This window comes from Bacteroidia bacterium (genome assembly GCA_041391665.1).
GTDB lineage: Bacteria > Bacteroidota > Bacteroidia > J057 > J057 > JAGQVA01.
Map to the genome: position 1 here is coordinate 761,527 of JAWKNO010000001.1, position 19,497 is coordinate 781,023.

Consider the following 19,497-nt stretch of genomic DNA (forward strand, 5'->3'; position numbering starts at 1 on the left):
ATAGACCTGTTATGCCCCGACTCCACTTATTCGAATTTGAAGATCTTTCCTGGTTTCCCTCCCTGATAAGAAATTATATGACGGACTTCCTGCAGTTTGTCGTAAATAAATTTAATTTCTACGGTGGCATAATACCGCTGCTAAAAAAAGGATTAACCCATAGTGGCGGTACGACGGTCATTGACCTCGCTTCCGGTGGAAGCGGCCCCTGGCTCAGGTTGGCACCTGAACTGAAAAAAGAAATACCTTCGCTGCACATCGTACTTACCGACTATTATCCCAATATCCCTGCATTTGAAAAAACTGTCGCAGAAGGGAATGGCCTTTTCTCCTATGAAAAAAGCAGTGTAAATGCACTCGATGTGCCTGCCCGTCTCAAAGGCTTACGCACGCAGTTTCTCTCTTTTCACCACTTCCGGCCAGAAGATGCTCAAAAAATTCTGCAAAATGCAGTCAATAGTGGTATGCCGATTGGCATATTCGAAGCCCAAAAGCGCGACGTAAAACACTTTATTCAGTTTTTCTTCTCTCCCATAAATGTAATTTTGGTAACGCCTTTTCTTCGGCCATTCAGTTTCCTTCGGCTGATATTTACTTATCTAATCCCGCTTGTGCCCTTGTTTGTCTGGTGGGATGGACTGGTTTCTGTTTTGCGAACCTACTCAATTGCAGAAATGAAAGACATGATTTCCCGCCTGGATAAGAGTGATTCCTTCGACTGGGAAGTAGGCGAAAGCCGTACCGGACAGGTAACCAACCTGTATATCCTGGGCTATCCTAAGTAAAAAATCCTTTTTTTAATTTTACCCAAAGACCTCTGTTTTCGATTTTTGTTTCATAGGTCTCCACAAAGTAACCACCACTTTCAGAATTGCCGGTATCGAGATCAAAAGCAAACCGATGCCAGGGGCATACAATCTGATCGTGTGTGTTGACGATACCCTCATTAAGCGGGCCTCCAGAGTGGGGGCATCGGGCATTCATCGCAAAAACTTTCCCTTTATGCCTGATAAGACAGATTTTTTTTCCCGCTGTTTTACTTAGCGTAACAACTGTGTCCTCACCATCAGTCAGTGGTTTTACGGGAATATCGGTAATCCGGTACCATTCAAATCTTGGCATGGATGAATATAGGGAAATCGGTCGGTTTTTTATTACTTTTGGGGCTTAATTGTAAAGATTGAGACCACGTATCATCAACGGAATTATTTTGACCATGGCTATCCTGCTCTGGATGGTTCTGGTTACATTTCATTTGATGCAGCAGATCATTACGATTTTTCCTGAGGATAAAGCCGGCATGCTGCTAGGTGGGTTTTGGTTTAAAATGAGTCTGGTCGGTTTTCTTCTTTCCAATACAATCTTTATCAGCCGCATTTTCGCCAACATCGAAAAACTGCACGTGACCACGCTGCTATGGCGGTTGTTTATGATAGGAATGATTGGTATTACGGTAATCATGCTGATTACCTTTGCCAATAAAGTAACAGAATCTCTGGTCATTCACAGATATCTCGGGCCAGTGTTTTTCGGGTTGGGGTTATACGCCTTGCTAATATTTTTCCTCTCCGCTATTTTTATTTTCCGACGGTTTATTCTGTATCCGCGAACACGCCGCAAAATGATCGCCTGGCGGCTATTTCTTGGGTTTCTGTATATTTCCTTGTTGTTTCCCTTCAATTGGGGGAATTTTTCTCTCGGCATGTACGTGGTATTTTCCTACATACCCATCTCACTTATCACGCTTGCATTGTCTGCAAATGTCCGTTGGATCGCTTACCTCAATTTTAATCAGAAACTCAGGGCGCTCGGTCTTTTTGGACTGATAATGATCGTCATAGTTACTTATATCGTAGCTGCGAGAAGATTGCCGTTCCAGCTGGGAATATCTTCCGGAGAATATCTCAATACACAGTTTTTTCAGTATATCATTCTGTTTTCCGTAGTCTATAGTTCCTTTTCTATATTGGTTCTTTTCTTCAATCTGCCGACTTCTTCCATATTCGAAATGCAAAGTTTCGAAATCGCATCTTTTAGCAAGATCAATCAGGCGATTCAGTCTAATCTGGACCATGCCGATATTATGAACACATTGCTGGATGCAAGCGTTATGGCTGCCAATGCCAAAGCGGGATGGATCGAAATGATATCGGATGATACCGGAATCCCGGAGGTGCGGATATGTAAAACCATTTCAGTACAGGAAACCCAAATTATTCATCAGCCGGTGGACCTCACGCAAAAGATTCTGCAAGACCGCAAATACCTCCTGATTCGCAATACGCGTTGGCGCAGATCTTTGGTAAGACCTTACGGACGGCCCAACGGCACAAGCGAGTCCAGATACCGTTGTCTGCTGGGGGTACCGATTATCTCCAATAGCCAGGCCTATGGCGTTATTTATGTGGTCAACGATCTTGTCAATTCTTTTGAAGATGTGACCGTTCAGTCTCTCGTATCTTTTGCAGAACAGGCGGGTATCGCGCTCGAAAATGCCAAACTTGTGCGCAATTCTATAGAGCTGGAACGTTATCAGGAACAGCTGAAAATCGCCAAGGAAGTGCAAACACAACTACTTCCCCGTAACCTCCCTTTCTCCGAAGCGATAGAATTTATCGCAATGAGTGAAAATGCGCAAGAAGTCGGAGGCGATTATTTTGACGTACTTCAGCCTAAAGATCATATTTATAAAGTTGCCATTGGCGATGTTTCCGGAAAAGGAACAACGGCTGCATTTTACATGGCCGAAACCAAAGGGATTTTTCACGCACTGGCCCGCCTTGATCTTAGTGTAAGACAATTTATAACCACTGCAAATCAGGCTATTTCTGAATGTATGCAGAAAGGCTTTTTTATGACCCTGACCTATCTGGAGATTAATACACAGGATCGTGAAATAGAAATGATCAGAGCCGGGCATTGCCCAGCATTTTTTTATGATTCGGCAGCCGATCAGATTCGTATGCTTAGGGAAGGAACCCTGGGGTTGGGTATTGTGCGGGATATGAGTTTTGGCAAGTTTATGCAGGAAACCCAGAAAATCTCCTACAAATACGGCGATATGCTGGTGCTGTACACAGATGGCATTCTGGAAGCCCGAAACGCCGCAGGGGAAGAATATGGATATGACCGGCTCCAGGCAGAAATCGAAAAAAATAAAAAAGCCGCCGCCGCAGAGGTTGCCGCAAGTATAGTCAATTCAGTAAAAGAATTTGCCCAGGCAAACATTGATGATGACTATACAGTCCTGATTATCAGGTTCCGATAAAACATTACAAATTATTTGCCGTAATACGAAAAAATGGAAATCAGGGAACAGATTAACGAGAACTACACCACGCTTTATCCAATTGGAGAACTTGATGCAAATTCCTCTATTCATCTGGATGAAAAAATTGCATCGATGATTCAAAACGGGAAGGTTAACATTCACGTAGACTGTAGTGATGTATCTTATATGTCAAGTGCCGGGCTGGGAGTGTTTATTTCTCACCTGGAAGAAATATCGGCAAGGTCAGGAAAACTGATACTTTCCAATCTAAGCTCTGGCGTATTTGATGTTTTTGATCTTTTAGGACTAAATCAACTGGTAACTATCGCTGAAAACAGCGATGATATTGGAAAATATTTTTAGGCTGAATGAAGGCATACCTAAGAGTAAGGTGTAACAAAGAATACCTGGCTACGATCCGGGAATTTGTAAAAGACCGACTGGTCGATCTTAAGGTGACTGGAAAAGTCTCCCACCAGATTGTCCTGGCTGTAGACGAAGCTTGTGCCAATTGTATGATCCACCAGCATCAATGCGACAACTTTTCCACAATAGAAGTTGCCATATACCGCGAGGAAGGTACGCTCTATACTGAGATTACCGATACTGGGAAGGCTTTTCCCATCAACGAGTATGAGCCCAAACAATTAGACGATATCGTTAAAGATGGTATTAAGGGAGGACTAGGCATTAACCTCATCCGCAGGATCATGGACGAAATTCAGGTTGAGGAAAAACGCGATTGTTTTGTCTACCGTCTGGGTAAACGCATCGACCCCAATCACCCTCTCTGACAGATATAATCAGGATTTCGCCGTAACAGCAATCTGGAAGGTGATCTTCACTTCATTTCCCATCACCCAGCTTTTTTCGCCAACCCCATAGTCCAGGCGATTGACGGAAAACGAACCCTTAAATACCTTTTCTTCAAATGTAAACGGAATCGTCACCGTCTTTGAAGTATTTTTGACAGTGAAAGTACCGGTAACTGAATAACCACTGGTGGTTTTCGTAATGGTTGAGGAAACGAATTTTATCTGTGGGTATTTTTCAACCTCCAGATAGTGTTCACTGCGGAGGTCTTTATCTCTCATATTGATTCCGGTATTAATCGAAGCGGCTTCAACTGAAGCTACAATTTTTCCTGAAGAAGGATTCTGTGGGTCAAAATCAATATTACCCACCAGTCCGGTAAAAGTTCCTTCCGTATTAAGTCCGGCATTTTTAATGGTAAAACTTACTGTAGAGCCCTGTGCATTGATTTTCCATGCCGACATGGCTGCGTAAGCGAGGATCGTGCAAAAAAGGCTTAATGAAGAAATGGCTATCAGCTTTTTCATATTGAAAGATTTGCTAAAATGGCTTTATGATAAGGTGGAATTGTTAAATTTTTCTTAAAGTCTGCAATTCGGGAACAACGAACTGCTTTCTGGCGTTAATTTACAATTAAGGTAAGAACGTAAGACAGATTTATATATGAAAAATATTCTCTCCTATGTTTTGGTTTCTCTTGTGGTAAGTCTGGCGAGTATTGCCGGTTATCATTACTCTGGTATTGGCAGACAACTGATCGAAGTAAATCAGGTACCCGAATCGATGGTATTCTCCGCCAATGAAACCATGCCCAGGTACAACCCTGTCGCCCCCGAAAGTGTTCCTGCTGATTTTCATTTTGCTGCAGAAACAGCTATGCCCGCAGTGGTTCACATCAAGTCTATTCAGACAGTCACCCGTTCATACGATCCTTTTTATGATTTTTTTGGCGTAAAACCCCGGCAGTTCAACAACTCCCGCCAGCAGGTATCCAGCGGGTCGGGAGTAATTGTGAGTACCGAGGGATATATTGTTACCAATAACCATGTGATCAAAGATGCCGATGAACTGGAGGTAACCCTCAATGACAATCGCACCTATAAAGCCAAGGTAATCGGTACAGACCCTTCTACAGATTTAGGACTTATAAAAATAGATGCAGAAAATTTGCATATTCTTGAGCTTTCAGACTCTGATGAGGCCCGGGTAGGGGAGTGGGTATTGGCCGTAGGAAACCCGTTTAGCCTGGCCTCTACGGCCACGGCAGGTATCGTGAGCGCCATTGGGCGCGACCTTGAGATCATCAAGGATCAAATGGCAATAGAGTCCTTTATTCAGACGGATGCGGCTGTCAACCCCGGTAACAGCGGAGGCGCGCTTGTCAACCTGGAAGGAAAACTTATCGGCGTCAATACGGCGATTGCATCTCCTACCGGAACCTATGCAGGTTATGCTTTTGCGGTGCCCTCCAACATCGTCAAAAAAGTGATCAGCGATCTGCGACAGTATGGCGAAGTGCAACGGGCCTTCCTGGGACTTCGGTATGCCCAGAATCTTAATGGCGAACTCGCTTCGCAGCGCGGACTGAAAATCACCGAAGGTGTACTCGTCGAAGGTTTGTCTGATGAAGGGGGCTCCGTCAAAGCCGGGCTTAAGGAAGGGGATGTGATCGTAAATATTGAGGGTATACAGGTGAAAAATGATGCTCGTCTGAGAGAACTTATCGGTAGAAAACGGCCCGGAGATGTGATCGAAGTAGGTGTTTACCGCAAAGGGGCAATTGAATTGCTCAAAGTTCAGCTTACCGACCAGAATGGCGGGACTGAAATTCTTGCCTCCGAACGGAATGATATGCTGAGCGATCTGGGGATACACTTCCGCGATCTTACTGCTAAAGAACTGGAACGCCTGGGCACAGAACATGGAGTAGTTGTCAGTAAGCTCTTTGCCGGGAAAATACGCCAGTCAACGACCATGAAAGAAGAGTTTATTATCGTGAAAGTCAATCAACAGACTATCAAAAATGCAGACGAACTGGTAACTTTCCTGAACTCCGCCAAAGGGAAGGTAGAATTGACGGGTTTCTACCCGCGCTCTTACCAATTATATTCCTACACTTTCGAAATGTGATCTGATTGATTGTAGAAATAAAAAAAAGGCTGTCTCTGGACCAGAGACAGCCTTTTTTATTTTACGCTATGAGTTTATTTGATCACAATTCTTTCATAGCCTACTCCCTGAGAGGTCGTAACCTTGAGAGTATAGATACCCGCAGAAACACCGCTAAGGTCAATCTGCTCATTCAGATTGGTTACGCTGGTTTTGTTGCGCTGATAAACAGCTTTACCATTAACATCAAAAATAGTGAGCTGAAGATCATCTCTTTTGGCAAGTTCAATATTGACGGTAAAGGCACCCTGTGTTGGGTTGGGATATACAGACATGCTGTTGATACCCGCTTTAGCGAGATCTTCGATACCAACGTTTGAGTCAACATTGAGGGTAGCGGAAGTTTGGCATCCGTTGTAGTCAGTAATATTTACCGTATAAGAGCCGCTGGCCAGGTCTGATGCGGTAGCACCGGTAACCGCTGCGCTGTGGCTCCATGAGTAGGTATAAGGGTGAGTACCGCCAGTAACTACTACGGAAGCTTTACCATTGTTTGTGCCATTATCCGGATGATCAGAAGTTCCTGTTGCAGCCAGTAAAGCAGTATTGTTTACCGAGGTGGTTGTTGATACAGAGCAGCCATCGGCATCAGTCATAACCAAAGTGTAGTTACCGGGAGCAACGCCACTGATATCTTTGGTATTTGCACCAGTGCTCCATGCATAAGTGTAAGGGGTTGCACCACCAGCTACATATGCTTTGATTGCACCGTCAACCTCGCCATTGCAGGAAATAGCCGTAGGCGATATTACTACATTCGGACTAGGTTTTTGACCGATTTTTACAGGGACAGAGAATGAGCAACCACCAGCTTCGGTGATATTCACGGTATAGTTACCGCTGGCTTTACCGGTAATGATCTGGGTCGTTTCGCCTGTGTTCCATACATAGCTGTAAGGCGCAGAACCACCAGAAACACTCAGAGAGATGCCACCATCATTATTTGCACAGGAAGCTTCTGTAACGGTTGGCGTTGTAATTACTTTGCTACCGTTTGCACAGAAGTAGATACCCTGAGATTTGGCTACGGCAAATACCTCTTTAGTAGCGTCATTTTGTACCCATGCAACAACCCGCATGAAGCTCTTGTCAAATATGGCGTTTACAGGGAAAGAACCAGATACCGTGCTGGTCTGACCTACAGTTGTGCTGATCTGGGTTCCGGCTGCGGAAGGAACAGCATAACGCATGATTTCATAAAAGTTTTTCTCTCCGTTAGTTCCTGTTGGAGCCGGGTAATGCAGTTCATCCTGAGTAATCGCCACCTGAAGGGTGAGATTTCCAAGGCCTGGATCCTGAAGTGCAGTAGCAGCTACAGATACGTTGATATTCCCGCCTGTAACAGATTCCGTAAAATCGAAGTCAAACATATTGGGCTTAGCAACCTCTCCGTTTACCAGGGACTGAGTAACATCACCAGGCTGGGCATTGAGTACATTGCCACCAAGGATTGTATTGGGAACACCGTTAACTCCGTAATAGGTTCTTCTTGCAGTATTTGCCGGAACATTGAAGAAGTGTCTTGGGTCGTCATTAGGCGCAGGCCATGTTACTACCCATTTTACTACAGCAGTATTATGAACATTGTTGTGAACCAACGCGTCAAGCGCCGGATTCTGAGCGGCACACGGACCACAGTTATGTTGAGTGAAGGACTCTATCAGAGCCAGTTTTCCAGGTGCTTTTTCAACAACTTTTACCGTACGGCTGAGTTCGTTATCAGCAGGTTTTGCATCAGGTTCTCCGTTTGGATCAGTAATCCACAGTTTGATATCATAGGTGCCCAGTGCAGTAGGAACCCATGGGACATTGTGAGATACATCCAGTGTCGGGAATGAGCCGCTGAAGTGCTGTACTTTCTCCGGACCATTGTTGATGGTATAGTGAAGGTCAAAAGACTTCAACTCATCTGCGCCTACACTCAGGAATTTTCCTTTAACAACTACCGGAGCATCTGTCAGAAAGATCGTTTCCGGAACATCAATGGAAAGTCCGCGAACATCTTGTCTGGGCTGCTCGCCATAAACAAATTCATAGTAGGTATTGTCTGCAGCAGTAGGATCTGTAGAAGCCTGTGATTTCACTACTGGAGAACCTGTAACAGATACTGCCTCAGTAGCATCAATCTGAATACCCATAGTCAGGGAAGGACTACAGGTCGAAATAGCAGAACCCTTTTGGTCAACAAGGTAAATATTATTGGTATTTTCCTCCAAAACGATGCTGAAATAGTGATTACAGATCGGCAGGCTATTATTATACCCATAGTTAATATAGGAAATCCAAAGCTGCTTATTGGGGCCATTGGTAAACACCCGCATGACTATTTTATCGTCGGCAGCAGCTCCATTTAAACCCCAGATACAAACGGATTTGTCTGGTACAAGCGCGGAGGGAAGACTGGTGTTGAGAGAAGGGGGAAGAACAGTTGAGGATGTCTCAAAAGTAAGTACACCAGTAGTCGAAACCTTGAACTGGAAGGCCGGTTGTCCATTAAAGTTGAACAAAAATGGCATATTCAGAATAGGAGTCCATGCGGGCGCAACTGCTGATCCTTCCTGGATAATCGTCCATGAAGGATCTAATCCTGCGCCAACTGGTAATTCTGAAAAGGTGTTGAGTCCACCAGGGTTTGTGCCTGCATGTATGTACGGAATATAGTAATACTGGGAATAACCCATGCAGAAAGCAAACACCATAGTCAACGTGAGGAGAATTTTTTTCATAATCATGAATGTTTAAATACGGTCTGGTGATTGGGAAAATAAGAACGGATATTCCTGCATGACTACAGGAAATAGGTTAGCTCTATGTTCTTCAGAATTGACAAATATAATTCGAAAAATAACTTTATTCAATAGTAGAAGCTGCATAAATAATCAATACCTCACTAATTACAAGTTATCAAGATAATCCCCTATCCTCTTTCGCTGCATCTTTTCAATTTCCGGAAGATATTTATGGGAAAAACCTGCAGTTGACCCGGCCACATCTTTCATAGAAAACGCATTTTGTGAGAACACGAGTGCCTGCCCCATGGCCTGCATTTTTGTTGCGAGGTATTCCTGTTCGGTTTGCCCGGGAGTCGGTATAAGCACAGGTTGTGTAACACCGAGAATATGATAATCCATCAGGCTGCTGTAGCCCGATCGTGATATAAGCGTACCTGCTCGCGCAATCGCTAATGCGAGAAGATCTGAGGGTAAGTGAGAAATTGAAACGAGGTTGCCTCTGACAGCCACCTCTGCCTGGTCTGATTTCCCCCGTACAAGCCATATCACTTTTGATATTTCTTTTGCCTGTCTTTCAACCATTCTTTCAAATAAGGTTCGCTGTGGTTCGGGACCTGAAATAATAGCAAGGACTTCGGGTGGATATTTATCAAGTAATGTATGTCCAAAAGTATCGGGAAGCTGGGTTAAAGATTGAAACCTTGAAAGCGGGCCTGTAAAACAAATATTCTGACTGAGCGGAAAACGGTGTGAAAGGTCTCCACTGAGATTAAAACTGCCATCATAATCGGGAACCCAGATTTGGTCAAAATGCCTCATAGCTGCTTGATGTAATCGCGAGACGGCAGGCTCCATCCATTTCAGGCCAGAAGGCAAAAGCGGATGGAGCTGATGGCAAACAAAAACGGAAGGAATATCCGGCGAATGGATCCCATATCTGTTATCAGAGATGATCCCGTCAATCCTGATCGTTTTTAATATCTCCCGCAACCGGCGATTTTCAGCGCGAATGACTCCGGCCAGGCGCGGGGTTTGCGAAAGAATCCGGGCGACCTGCCAGTGATTGCGTGCGTAGGAAACGTTGTAGGCCGGAAGGGTAAAGGTCCTGATCGAAGGAAACTGTTGCTGAAGTAACATTAGCGAAGCCCCTGAACCGCCTGCAACCACATCTGCCCCTGCTTCCAGCAACAGATCAATCAGCCGTGCTGAACGGGTGGCGTGGCCGAGTCCCCAATCCAAAGGGGCAATAAAAATCTGTTTTCGCTTCATCTGATGTCTAACCTTTTTGCCTGTATGGATAAAAGTACAATGGTGAAGAAGATATTAAGACATTGATGCGGAAATATATTCGATAGTAGAAAAAAAACCGGGTGGCATACTATTTGCTTCATTTCAGATGAAATAGACATATTCCATCGATTTGTTTCTTTTGCTATTGGCAGATCAATACAACTGAAAAAGAAATATGCTGGATAATTATTTCACATAATTTTACGTTTCAAATAAATTTACTCCTGTAAAAGCAATAATTTTCTTACGCTTTTAAATATATATTTTACACACTATTTCAAAATCGCTCTACCGATTTTGAAATAGTGTGTATTTTTATTTAATTGATAATCAATTAATTACATGTGTGGTTATTGTGGTTTTTTTATGAGGCGGATTTGGGAAAATATTACCCATTAAAATTTTTTATTTTTTAGCAGTTCGCGCGTCCCCACAGCCTGTTCATCCCGTTTATTTTACCATTCATGTATTTTTTTAAATCAAATCACGCAATGCACACTATTATTGTAACTGAAAGGGCGATAATCCTGGATTACAAGAGCAAGGGCTAGGGTAGATTCTGTCGGAAGACATTGAATCCCCTAGTTTTTTTTTGCGTTGATATTTCGATATTTTTTTTCTCCCACATTTTAGGGGATGAAATTTACCAATCCTACATCATTCTCTTCCGTTTAAACGAATCCTGATGGGAATCTCAATTTTTCATGGTAAACTTGCATTACAACAGGACGGTAATCCTGGAATTACAAGAGCAAGGGCCAGGGTTGATTCATTCTCATGGAGTGGGTCCCCTGGTTTTTCATTTAGTTTCCAAAAATCTTTCCATTCTTTTGGGTTCTCTTTTGCACTTTCAGGGTTTTGTGCTAGTTTCAACACGAATAAGGCATAATAAATGACAAAAAAAGGCTGGGCATGGTATCTCACGTTAGGTATTTTTTACCTTGGACTTGCCACCCTGATTTTTTCATTCTACTCCCGAAGTCTACAGGTTCGAACCTTTCATTCAGATGAAGAAACAGAAGCTGTATTTGAGGGCAATGATTGGGTAACCTGGAAAGATACCCCCAAGGGTGTCGTTGTCACAAATGTTCACCCTTTGCCGCTTTACAAACCGATAGATAAAGACCGATTGCGTATAGGCGACAGGTTGTTGAGTATGGACTACACAACAATCACACAGGCTGAAGTCGTGGACAATATTACAAAGTCGTCTCGTCCGGGTTATATTTTTATTGCAAGGGTTGAACGCACCGACCCAACCAACCTTTCGGTTGAAACCCGCGAGCCGCTGATCAGAAATGGGTTTCGCCTGACTTTCAGCTTCAATCAGTTTGCCGCATACTGGCATATCATCAGCTGGGTAGTAGGGATAGGCGCGTTTGTCTCTCTGGTGATGCTCGTAATCTTGTTGCCCATTATTCGTGGTAGTATTCGCGATTATCTTCCTTTGCTGGGAATTGTCATTACGGCATTGCTTTTCTTCATGCTCCAACTGCTACATCATGTTTATCTGATTGTAGAGAGCGACCTGGTTTCTACCGGATTTGAAAAGGTGTTTATCCTGATTTACTGCCTGCTTCTCTTTATGTATGGCGGATACTATTTCTATTTTAAATCAGAAAGCAAAAATATCCTGTTTGTGCTCCCTTCGGTGCTTGCCGGGGGCTATCTTCTGTACAATTTTTACGATATTATTTTTGTCTCCGGGGAGCTCAAATACTTTCATGATATCATAGAAAACTATTCTGCATTGTATTTTCTTATGCATGTACTCACGGGGGTAGTTTTATATTTGGAAGACAATTGGAAGGTGCGGGCTATGCGACGTCTGGTGGGATTGATGGTGATCGCCGGAGTATCTCTATTGGGAATCTGGTATTATTTTTTGCCTCATCCTTCAGCGGTAATTAATAAAGAACATATTTTTTTCCTGTTGAATCTTTTGCTGTTCTTCCCGCTGATTAATGCTACGTTCCTTCAGTTGCAATTTGGAAAAGTCAGCCTTGTAGTTACGCAGACCCTGCAGTATATGGTGGCTTTTTTGGTAAGCGTTATCCTGTATCTGTTGGTAATCCAATTATTTGATTATACCCAGCCCAATATTCAATATCGCAGACTGCTTGAGTTTGTGACCTTTGTGATTTTGGTTGTCGTATTGCGGTTGATTTATGTATCGAATGAAAACCGGCTGAGCAAATATTTTGTGTCCTCTCAGCAGGAAAAGCTCAGTAGATTTAAGTCATTCATTGCCAGAATTCCGCAGTATACTTCCTCCCGGATTCTCAGGAAAGATCTGGTCGAACAACTCACGGAATTTTTTAATGCAGAAGTTGTACACCTCTGGTGGAAAGGTGATGCACCGGACTCTTCGGCAGAGCAGGCACACCACGAAAAGCAGGAAAGCATTTACGGGCAGCTGACCCGGCAGCTGACTGTATGGTCAAAAACTAAAGAAATATCCCCTTTCCGGCTTACCAATGACCTTGAAAAATATGTTCTGAACTCGCCTTACACCTTAATATCACCGATTACCGTTGATAAGGATGATTATGCCCTGCTGTTGCTGGGCAAGAAAAAGCGGGGCGTATATAACCTTTCAGATCTTGAACTGATCTCGCAGCTAATTCAGCAAACCCAGCTTACCCTCAATGTGCTACAACTTATCACAAGAGAAAAGGAGCTGATCCAGCAAACGTATGAAGCAAACCTGACCGCTCTTCGGTCCCAGATAAATCCACACTTCCTTTTTAATACGCTTAACTCAATTACCTATCTGGTACATGAATCTCCTGACCTCGCTGAAGAGGCGGTTGAAAAGCTGGCATTTATCTTCCGCTATACACTTCGTATGTCCAGCCAGAACTTTGTATCTGTCTCCAGTGAAATGAGTCTGATCTCGACTTATCTGGATCTTGAAAAAATTCGCTTTGGCGAACGATTGGATATTCACATTGAAATTGATCCGGCCGTAAAAGATATTCAAATCCCGGCATTTATCCTCTCAACCCTGGTTGAAAACTGTGTAAAACATGGTATATCCAAAATCATGGGAAAAGGACTTATTTCTATCGAAGCTTTCAAAGAGGAGGGATTTATGGTCTGTGAAGTCATTGACAATGGCCCGGGAATCGATTTAAGCCGTATTCATAAGAGTACCGGTCTGAGTAATAGTATTGCACGACTTGAAAATATTTACGAAATCAAAAATCTTTTGTATTTTGAAAACACGGGAAATGGTACACTTGTGCGATTGAAAATCCCTCTGGTAGATACGCCTCAGATCAGTTAGCGTTTTTAAGGCACGGCTTTTGATAGATTGCGATAAGATATTCGTACAATTAACGTGGGATGTTAGTACCTTCCCCAATACGCTCAGTTCTTTTTGTGAATAAATCACTAAATTTATCCTGGATCGCTTAACTTTTATCCTGACCGAACATGTCGAAATTTCGCGTACTTATTGCTGATGATGAACTGCCCGCAAGAAATAAGATGAAGCGGCTGCTGAAAAAATTTGAAAATGTGGAGCTGATACACGAAGCGGAAAATGGATTTGATGCGCTTGAACATATTCACTCCCTGAAACCTGATCTTATTTTCCTCGACATTGAGATGCCCGGGATGAATGGGCTGGAAGTCGCCGAAAATATTGATCTCGAAGAACCGCCATCAGTTATATTTGCTACGGCATACAGCGAGCACGCTATTAAGGCTTTTGAGCTCAATGCTCAGGACTACCTCCTCAAACCTTTTAGTGAAGAACGGCTAAAAGCTGCTATTGATAAGGTTTCCGATAACAGACCTTCCACTGTACTTGACAAAGATAAAATTGCTGAAATCCTGAAGTCTGAAATGGCTGAGGATATCAAATCGCCATTCTCTGATAAAGTTCCCATTCCTACCCGGGACAGATATAAACTGGTAGATTACAGTGAAGTACTATGTATAGAAGTAGAAGAGAGAAGTGTACGGCTATTTACCAAAGACAAATCTTATCTGCTCAACCATACCCTCGATACATTTGAACGTAAACTTCCCCTTGACCAGTTTTTTAGAGTAAACCGTTCTTGTATTATCGGGCTCAAACATGTAAAAGAGATTGTCATTTGGTTTGGCAATCGCTTTAAGATTGTGCTCACCAATGATAAAGAGGTAATCAGCAGCCGGGAGAAATCCAAAATCCTGAAACAGGTTCTTAAATTCTAGTACCAGTTCCCCGTTTTCCTATGTCCAGAATTACCCTTGTTCCTACCCCTGTCGGTAACCTTGAAGATATTACCTTCCGGGCCATCCGTATCCTTCAGGAAGCAACGTTGATCGCCGCTGAAGATACCAGGACCTCGGGAATTCTGCTGAAACACTACAATATCAATACGGCGCTGACTGCCCTCCACCAGCATAATGAACATCACCGCGTACCAGACATCATCGCCAGGTTGCTCAAAGAAGAAGTACACCTGGCAGTCGTTTCCGATGCGGGTACACCCGGGATCTCTGATCCCGGGTTTCTGCTGGTAAGAGCTGCGATACAGGCGGGAATCCCCGTAGAGACGCTTCCCGGCCCTACTGCCTTTGTCCCTGCCCTGGTGAATAGCGGCCTTCCCTGCGACCGGTTTGTATTTGAAGGGTTTCTTCCTATAAAAAAAGGAAGACAGACACGGATGAACGAATTGGCGGATGAAAGCCGGACAATGATTTTCTATGAATCTCCACACCGTTTGATCAAAACTTTGCAGAATTTTATTGCTACCTTTGGCCCCGACCGGCCTGCCTGTGTCTGTCGGGAAATTTCAAAAATTCATGAAGAGTCCATGAGGGGTACATTGGAGGAAGTTTCGGCAGGATTTGCAGACCGGAATATTAAAGGCGAAATTGTTATTTTGGTAGGAGGTAAATAAAAATAGTGACAATTTGGCACAAAACTCCGTATAAGTGGAGTCTGGAACAACTTTCGCCAAATTAATACTGTTCCTGCCCATAATAGCCGGACCAAAGTGTATGGATCAACTGGATATTCCGCAGACAGATGCAGCTTTGCAGGAGCTGCTCAAAAAAACCGGCAAATTTATTGTCGAAGAATTTCACCACTTTTCCTTTGACAAGGTAGAGTATAAGGGCAAAAATGATCCCTTTACCTACGTGGACGTTACCGCAGAGAAAATCCTGAAAGAAGGTTGCATCGCCCTCCTGCCCGGCTCCGGATTTGTAAATGAGGAAACCCCGGATGAACCCTCCGAAAATGGTTATACATGGATCATAGATCCTGTCGACGGGACGTCAAATTTTACACATGGCGTGCCTTATTTTTGTATCAGCCTGGCTTTACAAAAAGATGAAGATGTCATTCTCGGCTATGTCTATGAGCCTCTATACAACAATATGTTTCGCGCTGAAAAAGGAAAAGGCGCATGGCTGAATGATAAAAAAATCAAAGTAAGCGATAAAGAAAAACTTCCTACTGCCCTGATTGCTACCGGATTTCCCTATGAAAATTTTCCATGGAGAAATCTTTACCTCGATATAGTAAGGGAAGTAATGGATAGTGCTCACGGTATCCGTAGAATGGGTAGCGCAGCATTGGATCTGGCTTATGTTGCATCAGGCCGGTTTGAAGGGTTTTTTGAATTAAACCTGAAGCCCTGGGATGTAGCAGCAGGCGCTCTGCTCGTAACCGAAGCCGGAGGTGAAGTGTCCGATTTTTCCGGAGGAAAAGCGTATCTTTACGGTCAGCAAATTGTTGCAACTAATGGGCATATTCATTCTCGAATGATCGAAATTATAAAATCAAAGTATCAGTTTTTTCCTGCAGGTTGAGGCCAATAATATCTCTTTTGGCCTGAAATCCGTAATCTATCAGATAAAATTTATTACAATGTTCAACCTTCTCAAGAATATTTTCCCCTCGAAAAAGGATCGCGATGTGAAGCTGATGGCGCCGCTGGTTGCCAGGATCAACGACGCGTATGGTAAGCTCCGGAATATCTCTGATGATGCGCTCCGGAATAAAACCCTGGAGTTTAAGCAAAGAATCAGCGCTCATACACTGGAGATGCGCAATCTTATAGAAGAAACTCGCGAACTGGCCGCCAAAGAAACCAGTATCGATCAAAAAGACCGGCTGTTTAAAGAAGTCGACGAATTGAAAAAGAGTCTCTACCTGCAGTTGGATGATGCAATGGAAGAGCTCATGCCGGAAGCTTTTGCCGTTGTAAAAGAAACTGCCCGACGACTTACCGAAAACGGAGAACTGCGGGTAACAGCTACGGATTATGACAGAGAACTCGCTGCAACCCGTGAACATATTATTATTGATGGAGATACCGCTATCTGGAAAGGCTCCTGGCTCGCTGCAGATGCAAGGATAGACTGGAACATGGTCCACTATGATGTGCAGCTGATGGGTGGCTCCGTACTTCATCAGGGTAAAATTGCGGAGATGGCAACCGGTGAAGGTAAAACGCTTGTAGCTACACTGCCCGTATATCTTAATGCGCTGACGGGGATGGGAGTACATCTGGTTACCGTCAACAATTATCTCGCACGACGCGATGCCGAATGGAATGCTCCGTTGTTCCAGTTTCACGGGCTGACCGTAGATTGTATTGACCTTCACGAACCCAACTCCGATGCCAGGAGAAAAGCTTATCGCGCAGATATTACTTATGGAACCAATAATGAGTTTGGTTTTGACTATCTCCGGGACAATATGACTACACATCCTGAATTTTTGGTTCAGGGAAATCACTTCTATGCAATTATCGATGAGGTTGACTCCGTATTGGTCGATGAAGCCCGTACACCGTTGATTATTTCGGGGCCTGTACCTCGTGGCGACAAACAGGAATATAACGACCTGAAACCTCGTATTGAAAGAGTAGTAAAAAAACAGCGTGCTCTGGTCAATCAATACCTCGCCGATGCAAAAAAGAAAATCGAAGCCGGTAATGAAAATGATGAGGGTGGACTGGCGTTATTCCGCGCATATCGCGGCCTCCCTAAAAGTGGCGCATTGATCAAGTTTTTGAGCGAACCAGGCATGCGTGGTGTTCTCGCTAAAACCGAAGGGTTTTATATGCAGGACAACTCTAAAAATATGTTCATCGCAGATGACCCACTTTACTTTACGATTGATGAGAAAAATAATCAGATTGAAATGACCGACAATGGTCGCGATCTGATTGCCAATGCTGGTGAAGATCCTGATCTGTTTATTCTTCCCGATATCACTGCCAGGTTCTCCGAAATTGAGGGTAACTATGAGATGTCGGATGATGAAAAACTTAAACTGAAAGATGAAATTGCTCGCGACTATGCCGAAAAATCGGAGCGTCTCCATGCGATCAACCAGTTGTTGAAAGCCTATACACTGTTTGAAAAGGATGTGGAATACATCGTCCAGGATGGTAAGGTAATGATCGTAGATGAGCAAACAGGGCGTGTACTCCCAGGACGACGGTATTCAGATGGCCTTCACCAGGCAATTGAGGCAAAAGAAAATGTAAAGGTCGAAGCCGCTACACAGACTTTTGCTACAGTTACCCTTCAAAACTATTTCCGTATGTACCACAAACTCGCGGGGATGACGGGTACGGCGGAGACGGAGGAATCAGAATTCTATGAAATCTATAAGCTGGATGTGGTCGTGATTCCTACTAATGTTCCGATTGCACGTGACGACCGGGAAGATCTTGTATTCAAAACCAAACGCGAAAAGTATAACGCGGTTATTACCGAAATAGAAACCTTGCGCGAAAAAGGCCAGCCTGTTCTCGTTGGTACCACTTCTGTAGAAGTCTCCGAATTGCTGAGCCGCATGTTGCAGCGCAACAAAATACCGCATAACGTACTCAACGCCAAACAACACCAGCGGGAAGCTGAAATTGTAGCTGCTGCCGGTCAACCGGGAACAGTTACCATTGCTACCAACATGGCAGGACGTGGTACTGATATAAAACTCGGTAAAGGTGTAAAAGAAGCCGGCGGGCTTGCAATCATCGGTACCGAAAGACATGAATCCCGCCGTATTGACCGTCAGTTGCGTGGGCGCGCAGGGCGTCAGGGAGACCCGGGTGTTTCTCAGTTTTATGTGTCACTGGAAGACGAACTGATGCGTCTGTTTGGCTCTGACCGTATTTCTAAAGTAATGGATCGTCTGGGGCATAAGGAGGGCGATGTGATTCAGCACAAGATGATCAGCCGATCCATCTCCAATGCACAAAGAAAGGTTGAGGAAAACAACTTTGCCATGCGTAAGCGGTTGCTGGAGTATGACGATGTCATGAACTCGCAAAGGGAGGTAATTTACCGCCGCAGACGTAATGCGCTTTATGGAGACCGGATAAAGATCGACCTCGACAATATGCTCTTTGACTTTTGCAGCTCTCTGGTATCCGTTCACTTTGACATGACTGATGCCGAAGGCCTTCGGCTCGATAGCATCAGATACTTGTCTGTTGATCCGGAAATTAGTGAAAGAGAACTGAATGACCTGGATGAAAAGCGTATAGCCACGTTGATCTTTAAACGCGCACAGGAGTATTACAATCGTAAGACCCGCCTTCTGGCAGATGCGCTCTATCAGGGCATAGGAAGAATTAAAAAAGACAAACCTCAGGTCGAGCGCATCCTGATCCCATTTTCAGATGGAAGTCGCAGACTTCAAATCATCGTGGATGTAAACCAGGCGCTTGAAAGTAAAGGGCAGGCAGTTGTTGACGAACTTGAGAAAGTCGCTACCCTCGCTATCATTGATGATAAGTGGAAAGTGCACCTGCGGGAAATGGATGAACTGCGCCAATCAGTGCAAAATGCAGTGTTTGAGCAAAAAGATCCTTTGCTCGTCTATAAGTTCGAGTCTTTCGAATTGTTTCAGCAGGTACTAAATGATATCAACCGTCAGGTACTGTCTCTATTGTTTAAGGCCGATATTCAGGTGGAAGGAAGCCAGCAGGCTACCCAAACCCCGGACAATCGCCGGAGGGATGACTTCAGTAATATGAAGGCCCGCCACGATGATGCAGAACAAGAGCGCCAGCGCAGAATGGAAGCAGAACGTAAGGTGATGGCCGCCGCCGGGGGAGATGAACCTCAGCGCAAACTCTCCCGCACCGAACGCCGTGCGCAGGAAAGAAGTTCCGCGAAGAAGAAAGGAAGATAATCCGTCAAATAGCTTTTAATTAAAAAGGGTCTGGAGTAAAATTTTATTCCAGACCCTTTTGGTTG

Annotated in this window: 14 protein-coding genes; 10 read left to right on the forward strand and 4 right to left on the reverse strand. The window is 44.1% G+C overall.

What is annotated here, in order from left to right:
* Positions 1-11: 11 nt before the first annotated feature.
* Positions 12-785, forward strand: coding sequence for a hypothetical protein (locus R3D00_03115; protein MEZ4772146.1), 774 nt, complete (start codon positions 12-14; stop codon positions 783-785).
* Here R3D00_03115 and R3D00_03120 read toward each other — a convergent pair.
* Entirely contained in the window at positions 778-1,122 is a 345-nt protein-coding gene (locus R3D00_03120) for a Rieske (2Fe-2S) protein (protein ID MEZ4772147.1), read from the reverse strand. The genes R3D00_03115 and R3D00_03120 overlap by 8 nt on opposite strands.
* A 58-nt stretch (positions 1,123-1,180) precedes the next feature.
* Between R3D00_03120 and R3D00_03125 the strand changes: the two genes are divergently transcribed.
* From R3D00_03125 to R3D00_03135, 3 genes are read left to right on the forward strand one after another with little or no spacing between them, the layout of a single operon-like run.
* Positions 1,181-3,268 (forward strand): SpoIIE family protein phosphatase, encoded by a 2,088-nt coding sequence (locus R3D00_03125; protein ID MEZ4772148.1) that lies wholly within the window; start codon positions 1,181-1,183, stop codon positions 3,266-3,268.
* Between the two features lie 33 nt (positions 3,269-3,301).
* The gene (locus tag R3D00_03130) at positions 3,302-3,634 is read left to right on the forward strand and encodes an STAS domain-containing protein (protein MEZ4772149.1); all 333 of its coding nucleotides are present in this window, start codon (positions 3,302-3,304) and stop codon (positions 3,632-3,634) included.
* Between the two features lie 5 nt (positions 3,635-3,639).
* A complete protein-coding gene (locus tag R3D00_03135) occupies positions 3,640-4,065 on the forward strand; it encodes an ATP-binding protein (GenBank protein ID MEZ4772150.1) in 426 nt (141 codons plus the stop codon).
* 9 nt (positions 4,066-4,074) lie between these two features.
* Here the strand turns inward: R3D00_03135 and R3D00_03140 are convergent, their stop codons facing one another.
* The gene (locus R3D00_03140) at positions 4,075-4,611 is read right to left on the reverse strand and encodes a YceI family protein (protein MEZ4772151.1); all 537 of its coding nucleotides are present in this window, start codon (positions 4,609-4,611) and stop codon (positions 4,075-4,077) included.
* A gap of 136 nt (positions 4,612-4,747) precedes the next feature.
* On the opposite strand from R3D00_03140, the gene R3D00_03145 reads away from it, so the two are divergent.
* Positions 4,748-6,214: a Do family serine endopeptidase gene (locus tag R3D00_03145; protein ID MEZ4772152.1), complete on the forward strand. Its 1,467-nt coding sequence runs from the start codon at positions 4,748-4,750 to the stop codon at positions 6,212-6,214.
* Between the two features lie 74 nt (positions 6,215-6,288).
* On the opposite strand, the gene R3D00_03150 is transcribed toward R3D00_03145, so the two are convergent.
* Both R3D00_03150 and R3D00_03155 read right to left on the reverse strand, forming a co-directional pair.
* On the reverse strand, positions 6,289-8,979 hold the full coding sequence (locus R3D00_03150) for a T9SS type A sorting domain-containing protein (GenBank protein MEZ4772153.1): 2,691 nt from the start codon (positions 8,977-8,979) through the stop codon (positions 6,289-6,291).
* A 168-nt stretch (positions 8,980-9,147) separates the two neighbouring features.
* A complete protein-coding gene (locus R3D00_03155; GenBank protein ID MEZ4772154.1) occupies positions 9,148-10,254 on the reverse strand; it encodes a hypothetical protein in 1,107 nt (368 codons plus the stop codon).
* 913 nt (positions 10,255-11,167) lie between these two features.
* Between R3D00_03155 and R3D00_03160 the strand changes: the two genes are divergently transcribed.
* From R3D00_03160 to secA, 5 genes are all read left to right on the forward strand, one after another.
* Positions 11,168-13,564, forward strand: a complete 2,397-nt coding sequence (locus R3D00_03160) for a histidine kinase (protein MEZ4772155.1) — start codon at positions 11,168-11,170, stop codon at positions 13,562-13,564.
* A 149-nt stretch (positions 13,565-13,713) separates the two neighbouring features.
* Positions 13,714-14,481 carry a LytTR family DNA-binding domain-containing protein gene (locus R3D00_03165; protein MEZ4772156.1) on the forward strand — a complete coding sequence of 256 codons (768 nt, stop codon included), beginning with the start codon at positions 13,714-13,716 and terminating at the stop codon, positions 14,479-14,481.
* Between the two features lie 20 nt (positions 14,482-14,501).
* Positions 14,502-15,173 (forward strand): 16S rRNA (cytidine(1402)-2'-O)-methyltransferase, encoded by a 672-nt coding sequence (gene rsmI, locus R3D00_03170; GenBank protein MEZ4772157.1) that lies wholly within the window; start codon positions 14,502-14,504, stop codon positions 15,171-15,173.
* A 100-nt stretch (positions 15,174-15,273) separates the two neighbouring features.
* The gene (locus R3D00_03175; protein ID MEZ4772158.1) at positions 15,274-16,089 is read left to right on the forward strand and encodes an inositol monophosphatase family protein; all 816 of its coding nucleotides are present in this window, start codon (positions 15,274-15,276) and stop codon (positions 16,087-16,089) included.
* Positions 16,090-16,147: 58 nt separating this feature from the next.
* On the forward strand, positions 16,148-19,432 hold the full coding sequence (gene secA / locus R3D00_03180; protein MEZ4772159.1) for a preprotein translocase subunit SecA: 3,285 nt from the start codon (positions 16,148-16,150) through the stop codon (positions 19,430-19,432).
* Positions 19,433-19,497 lie beyond the last annotated feature (65 nt).

Bases quoted from the DNA above. Each gene is read 5' to 3' on its own strand.
- R3D00_03155 (MEZ4772154.1), bottom strand. From the start codon at position 10,254: ATGAAGCGAAAACAGATTTTTATTGCCCCTTTGGATTGGGGACTCGGC.
- R3D00_03165 (MEZ4772156.1), top strand. From the start codon at position 13,714: ATGTCGAAATTTCGCGTACTTATTGCTGATGATGAACTGCCCGCAAGA.
- R3D00_03145 (MEZ4772152.1), top strand. From the start codon at position 4,748: ATGAAAAATATTCTCTCCTATGTTTTGGTTTCTCTTGTGGTAAGTCTG.
- R3D00_03120 (MEZ4772147.1), bottom strand. From the start codon at position 1,122: ATGCCAAGATTTGAATGGTACCGGATTACCGATATTCCCGTAAAACCA.
- R3D00_03135 (MEZ4772150.1), top strand. From the start codon at position 3,640: ATGAAGGCATACCTAAGAGTAAGGTGTAACAAAGAATACCTGGCTACG.
- secA (MEZ4772159.1), top strand. From the start codon at position 16,148: ATGTTCAACCTTCTCAAGAATATTTTCCCCTCGAAAAAGGATCGCGAT.
- R3D00_03115 (MEZ4772146.1), top strand. From the start codon at position 12: ATGCCCCGACTCCACTTATTCGAATTTGAAGATCTTTCCTGGTTTCCC.
- R3D00_03140 (MEZ4772151.1), bottom strand. From the start codon at position 4,611: ATGAAAAAGCTGATAGCCATTTCTTCATTAAGCCTTTTTTGCACGATC.
- R3D00_03160 (MEZ4772155.1), top strand. From the start codon at position 11,168: ATGACAAAAAAAGGCTGGGCATGGTATCTCACGTTAGGTATTTTTTAC.
- R3D00_03150 (MEZ4772153.1), bottom strand. From the start codon at position 8,979: ATGAAAAAAATTCTCCTCACGTTGACTATGGTGTTTGCTTTCTGCATG.
- rsmI (MEZ4772157.1), top strand. From the start codon at position 14,502: ATGTCCAGAATTACCCTTGTTCCTACCCCTGTCGGTAACCTTGAAGAT.
- R3D00_03130 (MEZ4772149.1), top strand. From the start codon at position 3,302: ATGGAAATCAGGGAACAGATTAACGAGAACTACACCACGCTTTATCCA.
- R3D00_03175 (MEZ4772158.1), top strand. From the start codon at position 15,274: ATGGATCAACTGGATATTCCGCAGACAGATGCAGCTTTGCAGGAGCTG.